Origin of the sequence: Pseudomonas sp. URMO17WK12:I6 (assembly GCF_003253625.1) — a bacterium.
In the GTDB taxonomy this organism is placed as follows: domain Bacteria; phylum Pseudomonadota; class Gammaproteobacteria; order Pseudomonadales; family Pseudomonadaceae; genus Aquipseudomonas.
On sequence record NZ_QKYZ01000015.1, the window covers coordinates 25,194 to 49,727 of the forward strand.

Genomic DNA, 24,534 nt, shown 5'->3' on the forward strand with positions numbered 1-24,534 from the left:
GCCGTCCGTAATCTGAAATTGAGTATAGCTGGCAACCGGACCTCGCTTGCCCGCCTCACGGTCCAGCCCGATGGCTCTATACTTCTTACTGACTTTGCCACCGGGATGGGTGGCAGTTGTCTGCCCTGCTTGGACGTCAGCGGCGATGCTTTGGCATAACCAATGAGCAACAGGAACAGGATGAAGAGAACATGGCAATAGCAATTGTCTTGATACTAATCGTTATTGCATCAGTACTCTTCAATATACTCGCGCCCTGGCATGCAACACCGGCAGCTTCCAACTGGGGATCCATAGACACTACCCTGTTCATTACCCTGATCATTAGCGGAATATTCTTCATCGCCATCACGGTATTCATGGCGGTAGCCGTGATGCGTTATCGTCACAAGGAGGGGGCCAGGGCGCACTACCAACCAGAAAGTAAAAAACTGGAACTATGGTTAATCATCGTTACCTCGGTAGGTATTATCGCCATGCTGGCGCCAGGCCTGGTTGTTTATAATGATTTTATCCGGGTGCCGAAAAATGCCTATGAACTTGAAGTGATCGCCCAGCAGTGGCAGTGGGCCTTTCGCTTCCCCGGCCAAGACGGGAAGTTGGGTAAGTCAGATATCAAATTTGTTGATTCCACCAACCCCCTCGGCCTTGATCCCAATGATCCTGCCGGGCAGGACGATGTACTGATAAAAAGCAATGAAGTTCGTCTTCCGCTCGATAAGCCGGTGAAAGTTTTACTGCGATCCAAAGATGTGCTGCACGATTTCTATGTTCCGCAAATCCGCAGCAAGATGGACATGGTGCCGGGGATGGTGTCGTACTTTTGGTTTACTCCAACCAAAACCGGAAAGTATGAAATTCTTTGCGCTGAATATTGTGGTGTCGGTCATTACAACATGCGCGGCCAGATGATCGTGGAAGAGCAGGGCGCCTTCGATCAATGGCTGAAAAGCCAACCGACGTTTGCACAGACATTAGCGACAGCTGCCAAGCCCAGTCAGGACAGCGTGCTGGAAAAAGGCCGCCAGCTGGTCGAAAAATACGGTTGCGGGGCCTGCCATAGCCAGGATGGCAGTGCCAGTCTCGGCCCGGGATGGAAGGGCTTGTATGGCCGCACTGAACAGCTTGCCGATGGCAGCAGTGTGCAGGTTGATGAGGCTTACCTGAAAGAGTCGATCCTCGATCCGAAGGCCCGCCTGGTACAAGGCTACCCGCCGGTCATGGTGACCTATACTCTCAATGACGATGAACTGGGTGCGCTCATCGCCCTGATCAAATCACTGGGTGCTGCGCGACAAGGCGACGAATCTGCTGCCGGCCAAGCGCCGGGCCCAGGTGAGGACCTGGCGGCGCAGGGACAGCAGTTGGCTGAATCGCTCGGCTGCCTGGCCTGCCACAGTGTCGATGGCAGCAAGGGCATCGGTCCCAGCTGGCAGGGTCTGTACGGCAAGACCGAAACCCTTGCCGACGGTACGAGCATCAAGGTCGATGAGGGCTATATAAAAGACTCGGTTCTAAATCCCGCTGCCAAAATCGTCAAGGGGTATGCACCCGTCATGCCGGTCTTTGCTCCCAGCGATAAGGAGTTGAATGCACTGATCGCCTTTATCAAATCCAAAGCGAATGCCGACGCTGATACGAGCAAGGCGCAGCCAGGGAAATAGCCGTAAGCAGCCAGCAGTACACCGAAACTTCGACAGGAGGATGACGTGATGGCCTATGCGGAGCAAGCCGAAACAGAAGCACTGCACGAGCCTAAAAGTTTCCTGACCAAATACATCTGGAGTCAGGACCACAAGGTCATAGCCATTCAATACTCCTTGACGGCTCTGTTCGTGGGGCTTATCGCCGTGGTGTTGTCCGACTTGATGCGCTTACAGATAGGCTTCCCCGGCAGTTTGGCGTTCATGGACGCCAATACTTACTATCAGGCGATGACCATGCACGGCATGATCATGGTCATTTATTTGCTGACGGCCCTGTTTCTGGGTGGCTTCGGTAACTATCTGATCCCACTGATGGTGGGCGCCCGCGACATGGTCTTCCCCTACGTCAACATGCTGAGCTACTGGTTCTACCTGGTGGCGGTACTGGTATTGCTCGCCGGTTTCTTTGTGCCGGGCGGTCCCACCGGTTCGGGCTGGACGCTCTATCCGCCGCAGTCCATCACCAAGGGGACACCGGGGGTCGAGTGGGGCATTGTCCTGATGCTCATCTCACTGGCGATTTTTATTGTCGCCGCCACCATGGGCGGTTTGAACTACGTCACCACGGTGTTGCAGGCGCGCACGCACGGCATGACCTTGTTTCGCATGCCGCTCTCCGTATGGGGAATCTTCATGGCCTCGATCATGGCCTTGCTGGCCTTCCCGGCGCTGTTTGTCAGCGCGGTCATGATGCTGTTCGACAAACTATTGGGCACCAGCTTCTTTATGCCGGCGATCATCTCGCTGGGGCAGCAGCTCAATCATCAGGGCGGCAGCCCGATATTATTCCAGCACCTGTTCTGGTTCTTCGGCCACCCGGAAGTCTACATCGTGGCTCTTCCCGCATTTGGCCTGGTCTCCGACTTGATCAGCACCCATGCGCGTAAAAATATCTTCGGCTACCGAATGATGGTGTGGGCGATTATCGCGATTGGCGTGCTCAGCTTTGTGGTCTGGGCGCACCATATGTATGTCAGCGGGATGAACCCGTACTTTGGCTTTTTCTTCGCCGTCACCACCTTGATCATCGCGGTACCGACTGCACTGAAAGTCTACAACTGGGTGTTGACCCTGTGGCGGGGCGACATTCATCTGACCGTGCCGATGCTGTTTGCCCTGGCCTTTATTGTCACCTTCCTGGTGGGCGGTCTGACCGGGTTGTTTCTCGGCAATGTGATCGTGGACATTCCGCTCTCGGACACCTATTTCGTCGTCGCCCATTTCCATATGGTCATGGGGGTCGCACCGGTACTGGTGGTGTTCGGCGGCATCTATCATTGGTTCCCGAAAGTCACCGGGCGAATGTTTAACGACACCCTGGGCAAGCTGCATTTCTGGATTACCTTTCTGGGTACCTACGCCATTTTCTTCCCCATGCACTACTTGGGTTTCCAGGGTATGCCGCGCCGTTACTACGCCTATGAAAACTACGCGTTCATCCCGCAGTCGGCGCAAGAGTTGAATGCCTTCATTACGGTGGTCGCTTTGACCGTCGGCGTTTCCCAGTTGCTGTTCGTGTTCAACCTGGCCTGGAGTGTATTTAAAGGCAAACCCGCGGGCAGTAACCCTTGGGGGGCGGCCAGTCTGGAATGGCAAACGCCGAACACCCCACCGATACACGGTAACTGGGGAGCGAAACTGCCGGTGGTGCATCGCTGGGCCTATGACTACAGCGTGCCGGGGATAGAGCAGGATTTCGTGCCGCAAACGGTCTCTGCCGAGGAGCTGGAGCAAATGCGGCAACTCAGTGCCGGAACCAAGATAGCGGACGTTAAAACATGAACAGACTGCTATTGAGAAATGCCGACGACGCTGACCCCGGCGGCAGCTGGAATCGCGATCCTGAAGGTATTCAGACCGCCGCCGATAGAAGCCAAACCGCAAAGGTAGGCCTGCGCTTGTTTCTGGCTGTGGTGAGTTCGTTATTCTTTCTCTTCCTGCTCGCCTTCATTGCCCGCTCACAAATGGCCGACTGGCTCCCCCTGACAGACCCCTTGGCGCCTTTAGCCAACCCATGGCCGTTGTGGGTGAATTCGGCTTTTCTGGTACTGAGTTGCATCGCACTGCAGTGGTCGCGCATGGCCGCCCGACAGGCTCGACTGGACGCAACGGTCATGGGCTTTGTGGTGGGGGGGGTATTTGCAATTGCTTTTCTGACGGGACAAGTCTGGGTCTGGCAGCAGTTTGTCGCCTGGGGCTACTTTGTCGCCAGCAATCCGGCCAACAGTTTTTTCTACCTGTTGACCGGTGTGCATGGCCTTCACCTGCTGGGCGGGTTGATTGCCTGGGGCATAACCGTCGTTAAATTCCTGCGTCACGTGCCGTTGCCGCAACTGCGCGTCAGCGTAGAGCTCTGTACCACCTATTGGCACTACTTATTGGGTCTTTGGTTCGTGCTCTTCGCACTGCTGACCAGCACGCCGCAAACCTATGAAGCCATCGCCAGATTCTGCGGCCTGAGGTGAAAAGCCATGGCATCGCACCCATTAGCACCGGCCGAGTCAAGTTCATCCAATCCACCAAGCCCGCCGCCTGCCCCGGGATGGCAGGGTATCGCCAGCGACTGGGCCTCGGATAGGGAGGCTTTCAGGCAGGTCCCCTGGGGCAAGGCGATGATGTGGATATTCCTGCTCAGCGACACGTTTATATTCACCTGTTTTTTAACCGGCTACATGTCGGTCCGCATGACCATCACCGCCCCTTGGCCGAACCCCAGTGAAGTGTTCGCATTGACGATCGGCGGCAGAGAAATCCCGCTTATCCTGATCGCCATCATGACCTTTGTGCTGATCAGCAGCAGCGGCACCATGGCCATGGCCGTTAACTTCGCCTATCGCCGTGATCGCGCGAAAACCACGGCCCTGATGCTGGCGACCGCTGCCTTGGGCGTGACCTTCGTCAGCATGCAGGCATTTGAATGGAGCAAGCTTATCGCCGAAGGCGTGCGTCCCTGGGGGAACCCCATGGGCGCGGCGCAATTTGGGGCCAGCTTCTTCATGATTACCGGTTTCCACGGGCTGCATGTGTCAATCGGCGCCATCTACCTCAGCATTGTGGCGATGAAAGTCATGCGAGGAGATTATGAGCGCTCCGGAAATTATCAGAACGTCGAAATAGCCGGGCTTTACTGGCACTTCGTGGACTTGGTGTGGGTGTTTATTTTTGCTTTCTTCTATTTATGGTAGAGGAGCACGGGTGATGGCGCATGCTCAGGGTCAGCAACATCCAATCAGTTTGTACCTCAAAATCTGGGGGCTGTTATTCGTCCTCAGCACGATGTCGTATCTGGTCGATTACTTTCACTTCCATGGCTACCTTCGGTGGGCCCTGATTATCACTTTCATGTTGTTGAAGGCAGGTTTAATTGTCTCCATCTTCATGCACATGGCCTGGGAACGGTTGGCCATGGTCTACGCCATATTGGTGCCACCGTTGTGTTTGCTGGTGCTCGTCGGGTTGATGGCCACCGAGGCGGATTATGTTTTCCTCAGCCGGGTCATCTTCTTCGGTCAATAAACAGCTTACGGAGGGCTTTGAGCCTCCGGGGTCAACCCGCAATAAATGGCGTTATATCGTTCGCTTGAACTGATGCCATTTGTGCAGCCAGGCGACTGTCCAGTGAGGGGATGCCGTACCCGTGCCGGCGATCTTCAGTTTTGGATGATGTTCAATGACCCGATCCAATACCGGCTCCTGATTCGGATCAACATCCACGAAGAAGATATGTTTGCCGTTTTCCACCATCTGTTTAAAGTTGCGGAAGTGCGCGTTAGGTACCTGAATACCAAAAAAGCCGCCTTCCCAGATGCAGAAGCCGAATATAACAATGGCGAGGAAGATAAAAGGTACCCAGCCTGCGGCGGTTTCGGTCCAGCCCAGCCAATAGGCACCGCCAAGGATCAGCGCTGCGAGTGGCACACCAACCACTGCACCAATCTCGCCAGAGTGAACAACATCCTGTTTCATCAACGAGTTGACCTCGTGGAGATGATGTTCTTCAACATCAGCCACTTGTTCGCTGAGCACATGAATTTGTTCGGTATTGATGCCGTTGGCTTCCAGTTCGGTTTCAAGGGCTTCGAGATCGTCGAGATTGTCACTGATGTAATAGTGTCGGTTCATGCCACACCTCCCATCTCGTGTTGGCCGTAGGCCTCCTCTGTCCCGCAGCCGTAAACTGAGATTTGCAGTCGGTATCTGCGCCCGTGGGGAACGTTGCACACTTCATGCAATCCGTAGGAAGTATAGCATTCGCTAGTATGCGGGGCCGGAGGCGTCAAGGTCTGGGGCGGTTGAGGGGCTGACGAATTCTGCATTGCAGCGCCACATCCAGACGCTCCCCAGTTAACCATTCGTAGAGGAATCCCTAACGCTATGAAAATATTAACGCTTGATGAAATTTGATAATAAATCCGTATTTTCCGAAAAAAACGCTAACGGACTTCAGAGTAGTCTTTAACGCCCCGAGAGCACTTACTCATCGATCAGTGGACAACGGAGGAAAATGGGGGGATGCCTCAGAGCCCGATTCCACCAAACCCCAGGCACAAAAAAACCGGCCATCAAGGCCGGTTTTTTCTTTACCTGCACCCCCCGTCAAAAAACGACGTGAGACTGAAATCTGATTGGAGCGGGTGAAGGGAATCGAACCCTTAAAGGACACCTAGGTAGCAATATCGTGTAGGTGTGTAGGTGGCCGGTCGACGATTCTTCCCGTAGTCGTTGGTTGCAGGGTTGGGAGTCTTCGCGTCTGCCTTGGCTCACATTGTGACTACTGAAGCCTAGCTTTGCTCTTGGCCCGCCTGACCGTTTCAGTTGAATCACGGGGGGGCTGCCCCCGTAGCCGGCATCACGCCGGGCAATATCCAGTAAATTCTCATAACGTATTTGCGGGCCGATTAGTAAGGACACACCTTTTTAGTACGGTAGGCACAGTATTTAGACGGCAAAACAGAGTCATTGAGGCATAGCGCGATAGATGGCATCATCGGGCCATCAGCAGATAAGGATTTCTAGGATGACGCCAAATGGATTGGGGAGTGATCAAGCCCGTACGGGAGGATGCCCACATGGGTGAGCCGTTACTTCTATGCCGTCATACAGGTCAACAGGTTCCCTACCAAATCCAGCAAGGCTTGGCACCGATGTATGTGTTCCAGCTGAGCGAGCAATGGGATACTGAGAAGCGCCAGATCATGAGGCAGCTGATGGCTGACTTTCCAGCTGCCGTCGACGACCCCAACGTGCTTTTCGACCAACTGCCCGCCTACGGGTTATCAGATTTCCATTGGAGTTGGCTGGATAAAGCCTTCGCTTTCCGTAGCGATGATTACCACTGGTTCTTCCTGAGTGCACAGGGGCGGATCCAGGCGACGTGCGTCATCTACCATCCTAAGGAAAGCCGCCTGGATGGGGAGCGCATTTTCTACATCGACTACGTTGCGTCCGCGTACTGGAATCGAGACCGACCGAACTATGTGAAGCAGTTCGGGAGCGTCAGTCGGATCCTGATTGCCCATGCCTCCCACTTCGCCATCAACACGCTCGGCTACCGTCCAGGGTTCTGTTTGCACTCTCTGCCGACTGCGGAGGGGTACTACCGCTACCTGGGCATGATTGAGTACGACGTTGATGCCGAAAAAGAGAACCTGCGCTACTTCGAAGCGCCTCCTGACATAGCTGGGATGCTGGCAGGGGAGGCTCATCATGCCTGACTCTCCAGAAGGGCTCCCAGAGGACTTCGAGGTTTATCCATCCTCGCGGGACGCTGCGATTGAGTTTACGGTGGCTCTTTCAAGCTTGAAGAAAGTCTTGAAGCCAGCGGATGCCAAAACGCATGCTCGACCAGGTGAGGCGTATGACGACTTCATCATTCGCCTTGCCCTCAATGCGACCAATAACAACGCGGTGCTCTATCGCAAGAATGACTCTGCGGAAGAGACCAAGATTCAAGCTTGGTTGTCGCTGATCAATGAGAAATCCAAGTTCACTTTGCTGAGCCGGATGATGCCTGGTTTCCAGGGGTTGAGCATTCAACAACTCCGGGAAATTGCCCTTCTAAGTCTTAAGCCGGATAGCATCACATCCCTGGTCGATATTTTGGCCGACTCTTATGGGGTGCTCCTGGTGGTGGAGCCTGGCTTCAAGTCGATGAAAATGGATGGGTGTACTTTCAAGCTGTCGCAGGGTACGCCAGTTGTTGGGATAGCGCTTCGCTACAATCGCTACGATAACTTCTGGTTCACGCTAATGCACGAGCTTGCCCATATCTATATGCATTACGACTATCTCGATAATCCCATTTTGGACGACCTTGAAGAGGATAACGATTCTGATCGCGAGGTTGAGGCCAATATTATCGCGAAAGATAGCTTGGTCTCTCGCCAATACTGGCGAATGGCCTGGAATGTCAGGGCTGATAGAAAGCAGCTGCTGGATGTTTGCTCTAGAGCTGAAGTGCACCCATCCATCATGGCCGGGATGATTCGCCACCAGTCTAGAAATTACAAGCTTTACCCTGAATTGCATCACTCTATGGACGTTAAAAGCGCTTTCGGGTTTGCCAATGATTAGATATGTTCCTTTTCTTAAGCTTAAGCAGAATGAAATCCAAAGTGTTGGGGTGCTGGATGGAGGGATCCGTGATCAAATCGCTCCTATGTATGACATTCCCCGAACGCAGAAAGTGATGGATGAAGATGAAGTCATTGATCGCTTGCGGATTGCAGACAAAGAGCTAAAGAGCGCACAGGGAAAGGATATAGATTACAGATTTTTTGTTGATAATTTTGATATCGACGATAGCGTCGATTTGGGTGGCGTTCCGCAGTATCGAGTAGTTCTTGCGACGCTGTCGAATTATCAAGTTATGCCTGTTTTGGCATTTGATCGACATCCGGATCATAACGTTGCGGCGCTTGATTTTGTCAAGTCGCGACCAGGGACAAATGTCGGTATACGACTTCAGATGATCGACATAGAAAGCTACAACCTTACGAAGAGCAATCTTAAGGCTCTGTGGGCTGACTTAGCGGTCGCCAAACCTCAGTCAGTGTTCCTTCTGGTTGATCTGCGAATCATCGACGATCCTGTGGATTCCAAGAAAAAAGTGGAACGGTTTGTGGCTAGCTTCCAGGGAGACTTCCCTGGCACCACAGTAGTTGTCTCTGGCTCAGTGGTGCCGGCATCTATCGCTGGACTGCTTTCGACGAATTCCAAGGCGCATATATCTCGGGAGGAATACAAACTCTGGCGTGCTTTGAACTCCACTCCAGCCTTCAAGGAGGTGTTGTTTGGAGACTATGGAGTGGTCAGTCCGGAATATTCGGATTTCGAGATGGAACCTGAGTTTATTAGCAGCCGGGCCGCGCCAAAGGTTTTCTATACCTATCACGATACTTTCTTTATTGTGCGTGGGCGGCGCTTTAAAACTCACAAGTTTAAGCAATACTTTGATATTTCCGATGTGATTGTGAACGAGCCATTCTTCAGGCTAAATACGCCGCATTATTCTTATGGCGAGCAATACATTCATGATAGGAGTTATAAGGCTCCAGTCAGGTCAAAGAAAACGGGTAACCCTGGGACGTGGATAAAAAGTTCAACCGCCGCTCACATCACTTTCGTGGTTAATAACATTTGAGCGTCTTTCGATGAGGGCGCCTTGGATTCCAGCCAAGGCGTCGTCGCGGCTTAACTGATAGCTGATCTGCTCAGCAATGGCGTCCCGGTTGAAGGATTTTTTGAAGATCACTTCTGGATGCGCGCTCGCAATGGCCGTCAACTCCGCCTTCCAAAGCATGAGAAGGGCATCTTTCTTGGAGAACTTTGGATTCGTACCGGCTTTGCGGACGTAGCGCAAGATTGTCCGATCTTTAACCGGTGTGGCAAGAATGATGCCCCAGTAGGATGGGATTTTGTCCCTTGCCCAGCGCACATGGTTCTCAGTGGTGACCAAGGTCAGTTTCGGGAACGACCTAGAGTAGAACTCCGACTGCGACAGAATTCTTCGAACGTTATCAGTCTCGCCTTTGATTTCGTAGCAATGCATCTCACGGTAGCACGCAACTACGTCAGCGATGGCATTGCCATTGTCGATGGTGAGCTCTTCGATCACTCGAGCAGGTTTAGGCGACCTCTTCATCAAGTGGTCAACCAAAGCGCTTCGAATTTCTTTATCTCTGAGCACTTAGAGCTCCAGGTGGACGCAAACGTGGGATTTTAGCCTATGAAGCTTCCTGTTGGGAGTCTGATTGGATTAGACAATGCACGTTCCGACCGGTAGCGCTGAATACACTTGAAGCTACACGAGCATCATCTTCTGGGATAAGCGTGCATTCGAGTGTTAGCCTATCGGGCCTCCCGGCATCAACCTGCGCTGCGGAATACACCATGGTCAACCTCCAGCGACTTGCAGCTTGGCTGTTCCCCGACCGCCGCCCCGGCTGGGAGAAAGCGTGAGAGCGTGACTTCATCGCCGCGGTGAACGGGTTAAAGACCCTTTCGACGACCGAGCGTGGTGGCATGTCTATCGACCCCGAAGAGCTCCGCGAACAAATAATCGCCTCACGTGAGCAGTTGAAGCATCTTGTCCACAAACCAGGAACGCCTAACGGGCTATTCAAAGCTGCGGCAGACGTCCAGGTGGAACAGGAAGCGAGTCCCGCCGTAGAGGCTCCAGTGAGTGCCATGGACTGTATTGAGGTGGTGGCTTGGCGTCGGCTTCCCAGTGGAGCAGCAGTGCGCTACGTATGCCTCCAGTCCACGAGCACTGGTTGGTACGCGGTAGCTACGACTAGCCTCTGCTCAGGCGATCAGGAAAGTCTACCGTCTTGGGTCGATGCCAGTGTAAATAGGGAAGTCGCACGCAATTTACAGAACGCTGAGCTCGGCTGGAACAAGACAGTGAGTGGGGCAATGGATGCCTGGGATACCGCGTCCTGATGGCTCCACGCGGGAGCCGACTTGCACCAACACACCCAAGTGGGCTCTAGTGATATCAATGGATATGCTGAGCTCGACTTGGCACTAAACTAACATCTTGGCTAACGGTTTAACATCAAGGAAATATAGACAGTCTCCCATTCTCAAGGAAGTCCAGGACGTGATCATCATCAAGTATTGAACGATATAAAACCGCATCCCAACAGTTGACTCCTTTTTCAGCAGTCAGCAAGTAAGAACTTCGAATGGCTTCAGTTACAGTGATCTGGCCTCCGGCTCGGGCTGAGCTCGCAATGCGTATAATACCTTGATAGCTAGACTCAAAATATTCTTTGAATCGCTCCCAGAAATCGATACCCTTTAAATGCGATGCCACGAGCACTTGCAGCTCCAATGGCAAGGTTGCATTTACCTTTAGGGAGATGACAGGAGTCAGATAAGGTTTCTTCAGAGATATTGTGTATAAAGGACGATTTACATCATCAAAATAGGGGTGAATAAAACTTCTCGAACCTGCAGGGTTTTTATAATCTGCAAGTTTCTCACCCTGGCACCAGTCACAGGCGGGAACTAGGTTAAGCAAATTTATAGAAAACTCTGGATATGTCGTCTTCGGCAAACAATGGTCAAGTGTCCTTGGCCTTCCCGGCTCCCCGCAAATAGGGCACGCAAGAAGTTTGTTTTTTTTCCTGAGCTTTTCTAGTTCGTTAAAGGGGTGTTTCCCCTTGTCTGGAGCGTACAATCCAATCAACGACTTTTTACGGGCATCGACCTCAGCCTCTGAGTCAACGTAGTTGCTCAGCTCTAATGGTGGCATCCCAGAAGGGCAGCCCTTTTGCTCTTCGTACAATACGTACTGGGCGGAAAGAGCGGGCGCTATCCGCCCATAAAATTTCCGAAATTTTACTCGTTCTCCAAGAACAAGATTTAAAACGTCGATGCAGTCTTCGCCAGGTCTTGGGATTTTAGCGACCATCAGGAACTCCTGCGTTTAGAATTTTGATGGTCATCTCTTCATTCAACTCTCCTTTTAGTTTAGCCAAAAGCTTCTTGGGGCTCCCAGCATCTTGGACGGCTCTATCGATCCACTGTGCAAACGGCTTAGTTAGTTTGCTATCACCAAAGACATATGAGGATATTCTCTGCATATCACCTCCGAAGGTCTCAAAAGGCGGATAATCAATTTCCACGCCATGTTTGCCTTTTCGGTAAACATGCATGCAGTTTGCAGGTATTTCGCGAGCTATTGCGAGAGAGTGTGTTGCAAGTATTGCTTTTGAGTTAAAAGCTGCCAGGACTTTTTTCAAAAGCATTATGAATTCAACTTCAAAAGTCGGATGCAAAAACAGCTCAGGCTCATCCACAACAATCAGACTTTCCGCTTTAATTTGTCCTAAAATGTTAATAACCATATATACAAAAAGCCGCTGACCAGAACTCAAATCCAACCGCTCGGAATCCCTCAGAAAGACGACACCTTCCTTGGCAATTACAAGACCATCAAAACTAGGATCCAGCTTGTGAAGTTTGCTGAAAGAACTACCATTCAATTCCATATATTTTTTCTGATCTTTACCCTCAATTAAAAACCTCTTAAGTGAGATGGGTAGTTCATACTTCTGATCAACCTCGACGACGATTTTTTCAAAATTCAGCGCCGGCTGTAGGACGTCCCAGATAGTGTCGATCTTAGATGTCCAGTTGCTTAGATAAGCAAAAGATTCGTCATCTTCGAAAGCCTTAAATATAGACTCGACAGAGTCGCTTGCTGGCAAGTTTCGGCTGATAGTGCTTTGGCGCTTCCCTGCGGCTGACACAGCCCCCCTTCTGAAGCCAAAGTATTTATAAGCTGTTTTGTCATTCAGTTTTGACTTGGATAAATCGAGCACAAAATCTTCAAAAGGGCTATACGAGATAAGAATGAGCCTTGATATATTCGGGCTAACATCAAATGGCTTGTGCTTCGTCTTGCTAAGCTCTCGCTGGGATCCGCCTGCCATGCCTAGCCAATACTCGACTAGGTTTTTAAGCGTGTGAGATTTTCCGATGCCGTTTGGCCCAATCAATACGTTGATATCATACGGCAACGTTTCTGAGTTGAATCTAAATCTGATCGAGTCAACACCTTGCAAATTACGACTTGGTGTGTAGAGAGTAAAGTCTTGGATCGACAACGAACTCCCGGTGAAGGCTTTCCAACCGTCGGAGAATGATTTGCGTGCGCCAGCTTCTCGTAACGGAGAGGTTTCAAAACTGGAATCGGCTGTAAGGAGCTTCGCAGCTTTGTCGCCAGAAATATTAATTAGGTAGCCTGCATCTCTAATTAACAACAGAATATTTTTAGCTTCCTGAACGCCAAGCTTGGTGATCAGTGCGTCGTAAAATTCGATATCACTTGGGACAGACACATAGTTTGTTTTCGGAATAGGAAAGAAGCCGTCCCATCCATCCTTACGCATGGCATTAAGTTTTATCGGAGAGTCTACATCGCCCTCAATCAAAAGTTTAAGGCTAAATTCAAGAATGCTTTTATTTTCGTAGTAGAATACGGCATTCAGCGTCGTTCTCACGCTGTAGTCGTCCCAGTTATTATATGAGAGTGCGAGCAGGTTTTTTTCTGTTTTTAGATTGGATGGAGTTCTGTTCCAGTCAGTTCCTGCGTGGTAATACACTTTCATACGACACCTTCCTTGACAAGAGTTCTTGAGGATCTTCGGAGCACTAAGGCATCTCCTTACCTGTTATTCGGCCCGGCAGAGGAACACTATTATCAAGTTGGTCAGCGGTTGGGCGTAGCTCAGTAAGCGCCATCTGAGGTGCATGGGCCACAGGCCCAAGCTCATATTGGTGATAGTCGTCTTCAAGCAAGGACAAACAACTAGCTTTGTCGAACATGGATTTCCTCCTTGGAACTGTGTGGCGCGCAGGTGGAGCTTGTGGGCGCAGCCGGTTTCGAGAATGCTACCTCAACGAGGGGCCAAGGCGAGCGAAGATTCGCATTGGCTATGATCCTTTTACGGATGCGCCGATTCTCGCTTCGGCAAGGAAACGTAGTCGGGTCTAGAGAAGGGGCGCTTAAAAAACCGAGCTATGATGTCTCGAAGCATTACCTTATAGGAAGCCGACCCCCGCATGAATCTCCAGGCCCTAGGCGACAAGCTCCATCGCTATCGTATCCAGCTTCAGCGAACCGTTGACGAAATAGCAGCCTTCACAGCCATCAACGTTGAACGCCTGAATAATATCGAGAGGGGTGTACTGGAGCCTACAGGAGATGAGGTGCTCATCCTTGCCGACTACTATCGATGCGACTTCAAATTCTTTATATCAAACGAGCAGGTCGCCCCATTTAAGCAAACTGAAACGCTCTACCGGGCGCATGGCCGTGAGTTCTCGAAGGAAGATCGCTCTGCCATTCAAGAGTTTCTGTACCTCTGCGAAACCGAAGAGTTTTTAACCCAAGAGCTCCGTGGTGCTGCCAGTACCTTTGCCTACACCCCACGGGGTAACTACTTCCTCGCTCATGCCGAAGGCGCGGCAAAGGAATTTCGCCGGCAAATGGGTCATACCGACCGAGAGGTGCCCCGAGACATCTACTCCGAGTTTCGCTCAGTCGGTGTACATGTGTTCCGGCGAAAGTTAGACAACTCCAAAATCTCAGGTCTCTTTGTGATGCACCCTGTCGCTGGCAAATGCATTTTGGTCAACTACAACGAGGATGTATACCGACAACGATTCAGTGCTGCGCACGAAATGGCTCACTGTATTTTTGATAGTGAAGAAGGGGCAGGCGTGACCATTCCGGGGGACAAAGACATCAGGGAAGTGCGGGCAAACAGGTTCGCCTCCTGCTACCTCATGCCTCCAGAAACACTCAGCTTGCTTTCCGACCCGGCTACCTGGTCTGAAGTGGACGCTCAAGAGTGGGCGAATAAGTTTCGAGTTAGCTGTGACGCCTTAGGAATTGCCTTAAAGACTGCACAGCGAGCTGACCTTGAAACCAGTCGACGTATCCGAGGTTATCGTGTTACTCGGCAAGCAAAGATAGACCCCGAACTACCAGAGAGCCTCACCCCCCAACAACGCTCCAGAAAAGCTGCGCTACTCGAACGTGGGCTGTCCGATCACTATGTGAGGCTCTGCCTAGATGCGCATAGCCAAGGCATTATCAGCCTCGGCAGGCTCGCCGAAGCTCTCCTTTGCGGCTATGGCGAACTGGCGGCACTTGCTTCCCTGTATGGAAGGACAATACATGGCTATTGATCCATCGAAATTCCACAAGATCAATGTGGCCGACACCTGCTCGGTTTGGAACATTTTGTCCTCGCGTCAGCTGTATGCGGCAGCTCAGGAAGCCAAATGCGAGTTCTGCATGACGGGTTTCGTCCTTTACGAATGCCTGGTCAAGCCTCGCACAGCCCCCACCGAAGCCGACCTAGAGCTGAAAGAGCGCCTAAAGCAAGAGCAGGCCAAGGGTAAATTTTCGTCGCATTCCTGTAGTATTGACGATCTCCAAGCCATCGCAAATCTTGAAAGCCGAAGAAGACTAGGTAAAGGCGAGCTATCATCGATCGCCTTCGCAAGTAGGATCCGCCAAGCATTCATTACCGATGATCGCAAGGCGAGAGCTCTCTCAGAAAGCGTTGCTCAAGCGATTACCCAAACAACCCCACACCTGCATTCCTGGCTCATCTTTACAAACATCCTTACAGATGCGGATCACCAGACGGTTTTATCCCAACACATCGAAATGGGTGGTTCTCTGGCCCGCCATCTTTCGACAGCCTACGGCATAGCACTGCAGTGCCGGTTGAACAACCTTGCTGGCAATAACACCTAGACCTGATGCCGGGGCTTTGAAAAAGATGCAGCTGGCCCTGCATGTCATGAACAAAAAAGGGGCCAGCCGGACAGATCAGCTAAGACTCAACGAAAAGCGAACGAAGGCTTCTTTGCCATCCGTCGAGAACGTCGCTTCGTCGCTAAGAATGCGAATCTCTTTGGAGCCAAAATCCTCGAGCACAACACTATCGGCAAGGTTCAGGACACGTCTCGCCAGCTCTTGCGGGAAGTGTTGCGCTCCAAGGGATGCATTGAATGACTTCTTGTCATGTCGAGAGCCATCAACATTCCATGACACCTGCAAATCCTTGCTCTGGGTGTGCTTCGTCTTGGCGATATGGACATGACGCTGCAGTGGTATGTTCGGATTTTCCGGATCAACACGATAGCTCCAACCACTACTGTCTTGCTGCCAGTAGCTCTCCAGTGCAATACCGCTTTGACGAAGCAGCTCTGTAGGAAGGAAGACTGATACATCCTCAATTTCCTCAAGAGAGTCATTACCTAGAATATCCTGTAGCTTCATCCTTCCTTCTCCTATGTATCTTCAATTTCCTAGCTGTAAGTTCAAGGTTCAAACATTCATCGGAACCTGCGAATAATTGTGCTTCAATAAACGGCAGTTCATAAGCCGCGTATACGTAGTTTAATGCGAAAGCATCTCCTGGATGCCCCTCTAGAATGCCCCACCCTCGGAGACCCGCGCGATGCTTGCCGGCATTATCATCGCACTTGCTTACACCCAGATGTTGGCCTCTTGCTCGCTAAGTTTATCGTGGGCCATTTCGGCCCTCGTCGTATTGGTTTGAACTTGGGAAGCAGTGAGGGCATGCCACCGTTAGCGGAGGGCTGTCGTTACCCTAGCTCCCTGCCTCGGGCAACGACAGCGTCAACCCTTCGGGTCAGGCTTAGACGGTGATGTTTGCGTTGTAGCTGGCTGACCATCCATTCCTGCTTCCATCAAACTTTTGCATCATGGCCGCAAATGCTTCCGGCCTGAGAGTAAGCTGGGGGGGGCGCCTACGGCGCTACAGGCTGCGACTCATGTGAAGCAGGTCGTAATGTTGCGTGAGGAGGTAGAGAGCTATGGATCGGGGAGGTAAATTCGAACGGCCGGAGCATTTTCCTGCTGAAAGGCTTGATATGCCTCGGCATCAAACAGATTGATCGCTCTGATTTCGCTCAGAGGAAAGGCCACTTCAAACAACTCAGGGTTTAGGTGGCTTAATGACTCATCCTCCTTGAAACGCTGATATACCGTTGTGTACCAAGTTGTGAAACGAAGCGTCATTTCCTCTCCCGCACGATAACCACTCACCACAGGCAAAATCCGGAGCATGTCGCGTTTGTCTCCAGGATCAATCGCCCCAGTCACATAACCTATATAAACCTTGCCGTTCCCCATAGTTACGGAGACGGGCATCGTAAGCTCCAATGCCCTCATTACGATGATTTCAAGGTCGGCATTCAAATCACGTATTACTTTTTTGAGTGCTGCGCGGGTTGAGTAGTCATAGATTTGGCGAAAAAAATGAGGGTCGCGGTGTTTAATTCGACGTACGAGTAACCGAAAAAACTCTTTTCTAGAAATGGTTCCGAAGGCCAGGCCCCAGTTGAGCAGGTAACCGCCAAACATTCCCAGAGCTAATGTGGAGAATAGGACGAGCACCCAAAAAGCTGTGTCTGTCTGCCGGTCGCTAGAGTCTTGAAGGATTGCTAGATCTGCCCATACCCGTACGAATGCCAGATACGGCTCCACGTCCTGTTTGATCGAGGTGACGAAAGTAAACGCTAGAAGGAAGAGCCAGAGGCCCCAAAAAGCGGCTCTGATATAGATTTTTTGGGAGTCCTCACGCTTGATGAGGTATCTCGTTTTGTGCCAAGTGGTTACAAAAAGATAGCCCGCTATCAACGGGAAAAATGCTAACGCTGCTTTGAGCATTCAAACCCATCCTTAGGCGGCGATTAAACGCCTTGTCTAATCGCCTTGAGCAGCCCGTTTATCGGCATCATCGTTCTTTTTGTCCTGCATCTCAGTCCTCAACGACTCAAACGCCGACAATTGGTGCTGCACGGCTTGCGAGCGAATCACTTCTTTAGGATTAGCAAACATCACGCCGTCTCCAGTGACGTAGAACGGTGTTGTTTTCGCGGCATCGCGCTCTGCACCCATGTAGTAGCCTTTCAACCTATCCATCAGGCTTTTATGCTCACGACTTTTGCTCATCTTCGTTCTCCTTTAGTAGGTTCGTCATCCATTTGACAGCGGAGCAGCTTCCTTGTTGAAAGTGACATAGGAGATCGGTACTAGGAGACCACGGACAGCCTTTGACTGTCGATACGGCGCGATAGACCTGCCACCTTTGATGCGGCGGCGAAGGATATTACCCTGGCTACCCGACAGCAATAGCCTTGTATCGGCCTGTGGACCACTGCGAACCTACCTAGGGTTTAGCATATATCTGCCATTGCACCCATTTATTCAGACCTCTGGTCTAGGTCTGTTTCCCTCCCATTTCACTACCGATGTGCGTTACGGTTGTGACGAACAGACGTGACACGGTGATATTCTCTCTACCGTACGACGCAGCATGCTGCGGATGGTTATGTGGGGTTCCCGACCTAGTCGGGCTAGGAGGCCCTACCGTCTGCTCATTTTCTTTTCTTCGTTAACCTTTTGATCTCCTCATCCCGCTTGGGGAAAAGGTGACGGATTTATTTATCAGCATATTTATCAGCAAGCAGATGGGTCGGTCATGACTCGACCAAATCCCGGGTACAAAAAAAACGGCTATCAAGACCGTTTTTTTCTAATCCACCCCAGCGCCTTACCCGGACTCGCCGAAAAATCCTTCTTCGCCTGCACTCATCTCTCGATCCTCAAACGCAGAACGCACGGCCTCCACAACGCGCTCCGCCATGCGCGCATCTTCAAGCTGCGGGTACCCTTTCTTTAGCTTGCCGGACACTATCCAGCCGTTCTCCTTGATGGAGCGGATGATGCGGTTCGCATCCAGGTCTGGCATTTCCAGTACCTCTTTCAGCTGTTCCTGAGCTCGCTGAAAGATTACCAGTACTCTGGCTTCATCCGCCATTTCCTTTCGAATCGTGTGCTCGACGACACGTGCGGTGTACAGGACGTGTTCGGTCAGATCGGGATAGCGCCAGGCGAAACACGCGTCCTCGTATTCATCGAAGATGAAGTTGCTGCGAGTCCCGTCCTCGTAGGTCACGAGTTCGCCGAACCGATAGGCCGCTGCGTAACGTCGCATGAACGGTCGCGAGAACACTTCGAGCGTACGGTCGTAGCCGGCCCTGAAGTCGATCGAGCTCGTGATTGTGGCTGACACCGGCAGTATCACGCCGTCGGGCACTGCCTTATCCCGAATCAGGGTGTCGTTGATCAGGAAACGATGAATCCGGCCATTGCCATCGCGCATGGGATGGATGTACACGAAGCCAAAGGCCAACACAGCGGCACGTGCCAATGATTCCGCGCCACGCGTTGCAACTTCAAACTCGTTGAGTCCTGCCAATAGCTGAGCGAGATCCGCGAAATGTGGGGCAATGTAATGCACGATGTCCTCGCGCATCGTGGCTTGTCCCACAAACACCGGAGAGCGCCGCAGGCCCAGTCCAATGGCATCACGCCCCAGAATGCCGGCTTGCAGGGAGTGCAGGCTGTCGTTGCTCAACGGGTCTTTGATATGTCCGCAGTACTGGGCGATGACATGGGCAAACCGCTGGATACGATCGGCCTGGTCGGCTTCCTTTTCGATGAGAAAGCTCGCGCGCGATTCCTTGAACGTCAGCCAACTGGCGGTACGCATCAGGATGTCGGGGCCAAAGGCCTGATCCAATTCATCCAATGCCTCGCGTAGATCGAATTGCAGGGCCTCCTGCACTGGCACCGTACGACGAACCAAGGGGCAGAACTCAGCCGTCCCCGGCAGGTTGTTATTGACTCGCCAACGCCGAGTTCGCAGTGACTCGCGACGAGTCAGGTAATCTTTTGGCGAAAGTACATCAACATAGCCGCCATTGGTTACGTCTGGCACATCCAGACGTTGCCCTGTCAGCCATTCGTAGAGGAATCCCGTGCGACGGGCATACTGACCGAATGGCTCCCGTCGACACCAGTCTTCGACAGGCTGCGGACCTATGGTCGCAAACAGGCGGGCGAAGAACTCGAGATGGATCTCTTCGTACTTGAGGCCGAATTCGAAATGTCCTGCGAAATCGTCTGCGGGCCGATAGCTTACCGGATACCGGTTCTCCACATTGCCGTCACTTTCGCGACTGACACGTACAGTGCCGATCATCGAGTCGACTCGTAGAGGCTGTGCCAGTGCGATGTCGTAACGGTTTGCGAGGGTCTTGAAACCGACTTGCATTGACGAAATCCTTTACTGGGGCAAGAAAAACGCTAACAGAACGTCGATCATATGCGAAAACGCTAATTTCCGTAGATATGAAAATATTAACGCTTGATGAAATTCGATAATAAATCCGTATTTTTCGAAAAAAACGCTAACGGATTTCAGGATAGTCGCTAACGCCCCGAGAGCACTTACTCATCGATCAGCGAACAACGGACGAAAAAGGGGAGATGCCTCATAGCCCGATTCCACCAAACCCCAGGCACAAAAAAACCGGCCATCAAGGCCGGTTTTTTCTTTACCTGCATCCCCCGTCAAAAAACGACGTGAGACTGAAATCTGATTGGAGCGGGTGAAGGGAATCGAACCCTCGTTATCAGCTTGGGAAGCTGGAGTAATGCCATTATACGACACCCGCTCAGAGCGGCTGACTTTGTACCAGATGTGAGCGCGGATTTGAAGTTTTTCTTTATGCGCGATGGCTTTAGCGCCGGGTGAAACACAAACAGGGACCGCTTGGCGGTCATTCGCGGGCAAGCCTCGCGCCTACGGGAGTGCGTTCAACACAGTAGGGCGGGACTTGCTCGCGATGACTCTGTTTCAGATTGCAAATGCATGGTGGTCCTGGACGTACTGGTAACGCGGTCGGCTTTCGAGTTGCGTCGGTTTCAGGAAGCCCAGCAGTGCGTTACGGCTGTCTTGGCAAGCGGTTTTGTGTTCCATGTCGAGGAAGTGGCCGGTGGCCTGAAGGGTGCTGAAGGTGCTGTGTTGTACATGGCCGGCGAACAGCCTGGCATCGGCGGGGGCGGTGTACTCGTCCCATTCGCCGTTCATGAACAGCACTGGCACATTGATTTTCTTTGCCGCGTTCAGGTAGCAGTTGCGGTCGCTGTTGAGCACGTCGCTGATGTGGAAGTGCATCTGCCCGTATTCGTGTTCGGCCAACGAACTGACGTGACGGTGGTTGAAGCGCTTGAACAGCGAAGGCAGGTGTTTGCCGATGGTGCTGTTCACCAGATGGCCGACGCGGTCACCGTCCCGGTTGCCGAGGTAATCGACACCGCGCTGAAGGTAGTCGAGCATGTGCTCGTTGACCACTGGCGAGAACGAACTGATCACAGCCTTTTCGATGCGCCGTGGCCGGTGGGCTAGGGCGACGAGCGTGGCGGCGCCACCAAAGGAGAACGACAGCACGTGTTCGGCCGCGAAGTGGTCGATCAGCTCCAGGAGGATCTGCCCTTCGATTTCCTTGGTCAGCATTTTCTCATGCAGGTTGTGAGCCTTGGACTTGCCCGCGTAGGGCTGGTCGTAGCACACCACATTGAACTGCGGATAAAGGTTTTTCACGGTTTGGGCAAACGACGCAGTCGTGGACATCGAGCCGTTGACCAGAATGATGGTCTTTTCTGCGGCGTCTGCGCGATAGAACTCCGTGTAAACCCGATACTGACCCTGTATATCCAGCACAGCGATTTCTGGCCTCATGACATAAGACTCCTGGCAAGCGGGTATGCGCGCAAATCAGATTGCACGAGCTTTGTGACAGGTAGGCATACGCCTGGAATTTTTGAAGGCCCATGTCGATCCATTGCACGCCGGTCGACGGGTATTGTTATAAGCGGGCAGTTTGCCGGGGGAAGGCGGAACCTGAGGGTTCTCTGCCGGCAAAAAGTTTCTTAGAGTAGTTTTGGTGACTCGTCGGTCACATTTCGCGCCGACGTCCTGATTCAAGCAGGGGTCACGTCATCGCGCAAGTATCTTTCGAAAAATGTTCGACAACTTCTGCTGAGCGGTCGTCGGCTTAGATCAATCGGATCTCTTCGACGCTCAACGGCCGGTATTCGCCGGGCTTCAGCGCGTCGTCGAGCAGCAGCGGCCCCATGCGTTCGCGGTGCAGGCGCAATACCTTGTTGTCGAAGTGGCCGAACATCCGTTTTACCTGATGATAACGGCCCTCGACGATGCTCAGGCGCGCCGATTTTTCCCCGAGCAAGACCAGTTCGGCAGGTTGGGTTGTGAGGTCTTCGAAGGCGAAGTACAGGCCTTTGGCGAACGTGATCGCGTAGTCGGCAGTGATCTCCTGCTCCGTCTCGACGTAGTACACCTTGGGCAGTTTGGTCTGTGGCTGGGTCAGGCGTCGCGACCAGGTGCCGTCGTTGGTGATCAGCATCAGGCCGGTGGTGTTGAAGTCCAGGCGACCGGCGATGTGCAGGTCATCCTTGTCCGCTTCATGGATCAGGTCGAGCACCGTCGGGTGTTGCGGGTCGCGGGTGGCGCTGACGCAGCCGGGCGGTTTGTGCAGCATGAAGTAGCGGGCCGGTTTACCGACCTGCAGCACTTCGTCGTCGACTTCCACGCGGCTGAACTCGAGAACCTCGGCGTGAGGGTCGCTGACGATAGTTCCGTCGACCCTGACGCGCTTTTCCACCAGCAACAGGCGTACCTGCTTGCGGTTGAAGCGGGGCAGGTTGCTGAGGAAACGGTCAACGCGCATGGCCAGGGATCGGTGGGAAAAGGGCTGCGTATGTTACGTGATCGGCCAGGCGGCTGCTTGCAACTGCGCCTCGACCCGGGCGCAGGCCGGGCACAGGCAGGACTTGTCGCGCAGCTCGGCCGGCAGCGTTTCGAACACCGCCGGGTCGATGCTGACGCCGTAGCACCAGCAGGCACGATCGACGGTTCGAGGGTCGGCCAGGCTGCAGTCGTTGGAAGCGCCGCAGGCCGGGCAGAGGTCTGGCTTATTCATGAAAGGGTCATTTGGTAATGGCCGGTTTGCTTGGCCCGAGCTGCGCATGATCGTCCCGCAAGCCGCCATGTGCAAGCTAACGCTCGCACATTCCTGAAGGAGTCTTGCCGGTGATCAGGCGATCAACCCAGGCTTTTCAAATACGCCCGCCACCCGCCCAAATGACTGATTTCCACCGCCCCGTCCAGCCCATACGGCTCACAGATAAACCCGCTCTCCCAACGCCCATCCGCCAGTTGCACCTTGCCCAGTCCCAGTGGAGCAGGAATCCCGGTGAGGAACGACCCCAGCTCACTGCTCGGCAATTCCCAGACTTCCACCGCAATCGCCACGCCGCCCTCTTTAACGCGGACCATGCCGGGGCGATACGGTGGGCCGCCGGCCAAGGCATACAGCTGATAGTCGGGAGAACTCTGAGTTGTTTCTACCAGCCGCGCTCCACGCTGTTTGAGTTGCCAGTTCAGCGCCAGCCCCTCCAGGTGCGCGCCGCAGACCACCAGTCGTGCCCGGTCATTGCGCGCGATGGCGGCCGGTGCGGGTGACGCCAGGCCCTGCTGACGTTGCAGGGCATCTGCCACGCTCAACAGATACTGATCGGTAAACGCGCGACCAAACAAGGTCACGCCCCATGGCAAACCATTGCCCATCAATCCGCTGGGCACGGCGACGGCAGCGTAATCGAGCAGGTTCATGAAGTTGGTGTAGTAGCCCAGTTCCGAGTTGCGCAGTACCGGTTCGGCGGCAAGTTCCGCCAATGTCACCGGACGGCCAATGGTTGGCGTCAGCACGCAGTCGAGGCCCACCAATGCTCTGTCGCACAGCGCCTTCAAGGCTTGCAGCCGGTAGTGGGCGCGGAAGGTTTGCACGCCGGTCACCGCCGGGGCCTTGGCCAGCACGGCACGAATCACTGGCAACACGGCTTGAGGATTTTGCTCCATCAATTTGCCGGCCACGCTGTAACGCTCGGCCACCCATGGCCCTTCGTAGAGCAACCGCGCCGCTTCCAGGAAGGGCGACAAATCCAGTTCGACCGCTTCACCGCCCAGGGCTTTGAGTTGGTCGATGGCGTCGCCAAACAACAACGGGCCTTCAGGGCAGCCGAAGAACGCCAGGTCCTGCGCACGGGGCACACCGAAACGAAACGCGCGCGGCGTGCCGAAGGCCGAGCCGTCATTCCACAGCGTATTGCTGCGACTGTATTCATCCCGTGGGTCGAGATGAGCGGTCAGTGCCAACAACTGACTGGCTTCCCGGGCTGTGGTCGTAAAGGTCGTGACGCAATCGAGCGTGCGACAGGCCGGAACCACCCCGGCCGTGGAGATCAGCCCTTTGGTGGCTTTCAAACCGACCAGATTGTTCAGCGCCGCCGGTACGCGCCCGGAACCTGCGGTGTCGGTGCCCAGGGCAAAACTCGCCACGCCGAGCGCCACCGCCAGTGAAGAGCCGGCGCTGGAACCGCCCGACGGATATTCCGGCAACACGCTGTTCGGGCAAGCGCCATACGGCGAGCGGCTGCCGTTGAGGCCGGTGGCGAACTGGTCGAGATTGGTCTTGCCCAGCGGGATCGCGCCCAGCGCCAGCAGTTGCTCGACGATGGTCGCCGAACGTTCCGGCACGTAGGCAAACGCAGGACACGCCGCCGTGGTCGGAATGCCCGCCAGATCGATATTGTCCTTGATCGCGAACGGCACGCCGTACAGCGGCAGGCTGCCTGGGTCACGACCATCGAGGGCGGCGAGGTACGGTTCCAGTTCCTCGGCGCTGATTAAATGGATGAACAAGTGATAGTCCGGGTTCAGCGCCGCGGCTTTTTCCCGCAGGCTCGGCAGCAGTTGCCGAGGCGTGATGTGGCCGTCACGGTAAGCGTTGCGCAGGGCGTCGAGTTGCAGATTGATGTTCATGGTTCAGATCCTTGTTG

General features: G+C 53.3%; 22 protein-coding genes and 1 tRNA gene. 10 read left to right on the top strand and 13 right to left on the bottom strand.

The window, feature by feature from the left end:
- The first annotated feature begins 191 nt into the window (after window positions 1-191).
- The 5 genes from F475_RS23440 to F475_RS23460 are packed head-to-tail and all read left to right on the top strand — an operon-like array spanning window position 192 to window position 5,222.
- Entirely contained in the window at window positions 192-1,664 is a 1,473-nt protein-coding gene (locus tag F475_RS23440) for a cytochrome c oxidase subunit II (RefSeq protein WP_111454829.1), read from the top strand.
- A 48-nt stretch (window positions 1,665-1,712) separates the two neighbouring features.
- A complete protein-coding gene (gene ctaD, locus F475_RS23445) occupies window positions 1,713-3,488 on the top strand; it encodes a cytochrome c oxidase subunit I (protein ID WP_111454830.1) in 1,776 nt (591 codons plus the stop codon).
- Window positions 3,485-4,171, top strand: coding sequence for a cytochrome c oxidase subunit 3 (locus F475_RS23450; protein WP_111454831.1), 687 nt, complete (start codon window positions 3,485-3,487; stop codon window positions 4,169-4,171). Before ctaD ends, F475_RS23450 begins: the two co-directional genes overlap by 4 nt.
- A 6-nt stretch (window positions 4,172-4,177) precedes the next feature.
- Entirely contained in the window at window positions 4,178-4,891 is a 714-nt protein-coding gene (locus F475_RS23455; RefSeq protein ID WP_026286474.1) for a heme-copper oxidase subunit III family protein, read from the top strand.
- Between the two features lie 13 nt (window positions 4,892-4,904).
- Entirely contained in the window at window positions 4,905-5,222 is a 318-nt protein-coding gene (locus F475_RS23460) for a cytochrome C oxidase subunit IV family protein (RefSeq protein ID WP_007935708.1), read from the top strand.
- 51 nt (window positions 5,223-5,273) lie between these two features.
- On the opposite strand, the gene F475_RS23465 is transcribed toward F475_RS23460, so the two are convergent.
- Complete coding sequence (locus tag F475_RS23465; protein WP_111454832.1) at window positions 5,274-5,828, bottom strand: magnesium transporter; 555 nt, start codon at window positions 5,826-5,828, stop codon at window positions 5,274-5,276.
- 947 nt (window positions 5,829-6,775) lie between these two features.
- Here F475_RS23465 and F475_RS23470 point away from each other — a divergent pair.
- The 3 genes from F475_RS23470 to F475_RS23480 are packed head-to-tail and all read left to right on the top strand — an operon-like array spanning window position 6,776 to window position 9,348.
- Entirely contained in the window at window positions 6,776-7,420 is a 645-nt protein-coding gene (locus F475_RS23470; RefSeq protein ID WP_177431129.1) for a hypothetical protein, read from the top strand.
- A complete protein-coding gene (locus F475_RS23475) occupies window positions 7,413-8,279 on the top strand; it encodes an ImmA/IrrE family metallo-endopeptidase (protein ID WP_111454834.1) in 867 nt (288 codons plus the stop codon). Before F475_RS23470 ends, F475_RS23475 begins: the two co-directional genes overlap by 8 nt.
- Window positions 8,272-9,348, top strand: coding sequence for a hypothetical protein (locus F475_RS23480; protein ID WP_111454835.1), 1,077 nt, complete (start codon window positions 8,272-8,274; stop codon window positions 9,346-9,348). Before F475_RS23475 ends, F475_RS23480 begins: the two co-directional genes overlap by 8 nt.
- Here F475_RS23480 and F475_RS23485 read toward each other — a convergent pair.
- The 3 genes from F475_RS23485 to F475_RS23500 form a co-directional block, all read right to left on the bottom strand.
- The gene (locus F475_RS23485; RefSeq protein WP_111454836.1) at window positions 9,307-9,894 is read right to left on the bottom strand and encodes a sce7726 family protein; all 588 of its coding nucleotides are present in this window, start codon (window positions 9,892-9,894) and stop codon (window positions 9,307-9,309) included. The two genes, F475_RS23480 and F475_RS23485, sit on opposite strands and share 42 nt — an antisense overlap.
- A gap of 870 nt (window positions 9,895-10,764) precedes the next feature.
- Complete coding sequence (locus F475_RS23495; protein ID WP_111454837.1) at window positions 10,765-11,625, bottom strand: hypothetical protein; 861 nt, start codon at window positions 11,623-11,625, stop codon at window positions 10,765-10,767.
- The gene (locus tag F475_RS23500; protein WP_111454838.1) at window positions 11,615-13,327 is read right to left on the bottom strand and encodes an AAA family ATPase; all 1,713 of its coding nucleotides are present in this window, start codon (window positions 13,325-13,327) and stop codon (window positions 11,615-11,617) included. The genes F475_RS23495 and F475_RS23500 overlap by 11 nt, the downstream gene beginning before the upstream one ends.
- 454 nt (window positions 13,328-13,781) lie before the next feature.
- On the opposite strand from F475_RS23500, the gene F475_RS23505 reads away from it, so the two are divergent.
- Both F475_RS23505 and F475_RS23510 read left to right on the top strand, forming a co-directional pair.
- Window positions 13,782-14,912 (top strand): XRE family transcriptional regulator, encoded by a 1,131-nt coding sequence (locus tag F475_RS23505; RefSeq protein ID WP_111454839.1) that lies wholly within the window; start codon window positions 13,782-13,784, stop codon window positions 14,910-14,912.
- Window positions 14,902-15,489, top strand: coding sequence for a hypothetical protein (locus F475_RS23510; protein ID WP_111454840.1), 588 nt, complete (start codon window positions 14,902-14,904; stop codon window positions 15,487-15,489). Before F475_RS23505 ends, F475_RS23510 begins: the two co-directional genes overlap by 11 nt.
- A gap of 75 nt (window positions 15,490-15,564) precedes the next feature.
- Here F475_RS23510 and F475_RS23515 read toward each other — a convergent pair whose 3' ends face one another.
- The 9 genes from F475_RS23515 to atzF form a co-directional block, all read right to left on the bottom strand.
- Window positions 15,565-16,017 (bottom strand): DUF6367 family protein, encoded by a 453-nt coding sequence (locus F475_RS23515; RefSeq protein WP_111454841.1) that lies wholly within the window; start codon window positions 16,015-16,017, stop codon window positions 15,565-15,567.
- A 558-nt stretch (window positions 16,018-16,575) separates the two neighbouring features.
- Window positions 16,576-17,433: a hypothetical protein gene (locus F475_RS23520; RefSeq protein ID WP_111454842.1), complete on the bottom strand. Its 858-nt coding sequence runs from the start codon at window positions 17,431-17,433 to the stop codon at window positions 16,576-16,578.
- Between the two features lie 36 nt (window positions 17,434-17,469).
- Window positions 17,470-17,718: a hypothetical protein gene (locus F475_RS23525; RefSeq protein WP_111454843.1), complete on the bottom strand. Its 249-nt coding sequence runs from the start codon at window positions 17,716-17,718 to the stop codon at window positions 17,470-17,472.
- Between the two features lie 601 nt (window positions 17,719-18,319).
- Complete coding sequence (locus F475_RS23530) at window positions 18,320-19,885, bottom strand: Fic family protein (protein ID WP_111454844.1); 1,566 nt, start codon at window positions 19,883-19,885, stop codon at window positions 18,320-18,322.
- A gap of 329 nt (window positions 19,886-20,214) precedes the next feature.
- Window positions 20,215-20,288: transfer RNA gene (locus tag F475_RS23535), tRNA-Gly, on the bottom strand.
- Window positions 20,289-20,470: 182 nt separating this feature from the next.
- The gene (locus F475_RS23540) at window positions 20,471-21,355 is read right to left on the bottom strand and encodes an alpha/beta fold hydrolase (protein ID WP_018926808.1); all 885 of its coding nucleotides are present in this window, start codon (window positions 21,353-21,355) and stop codon (window positions 20,471-20,473) included.
- Window positions 21,356-21,671: 316 nt separating this feature from the next.
- Entirely contained in the window at window positions 21,672-22,364 is a 693-nt protein-coding gene (locus F475_RS23545) for a pseudouridine synthase (RefSeq protein WP_111454845.1), read from the bottom strand.
- 33 nt (window positions 22,365-22,397) lie between these two features.
- Window positions 22,398-22,616 (bottom strand): cysteine-rich CWC family protein, encoded by a 219-nt coding sequence (locus F475_RS23550; protein ID WP_019580865.1) that lies wholly within the window; start codon window positions 22,614-22,616, stop codon window positions 22,398-22,400.
- Between the two features lie 122 nt (window positions 22,617-22,738).
- Window positions 22,739-24,517, bottom strand: a complete 1,779-nt coding sequence (gene atzF / locus F475_RS23555) for an allophanate hydrolase (protein WP_111454846.1) — start codon at window positions 24,515-24,517, stop codon at window positions 22,739-22,741.
- Window positions 24,518-24,534 lie beyond the last annotated feature (17 nt).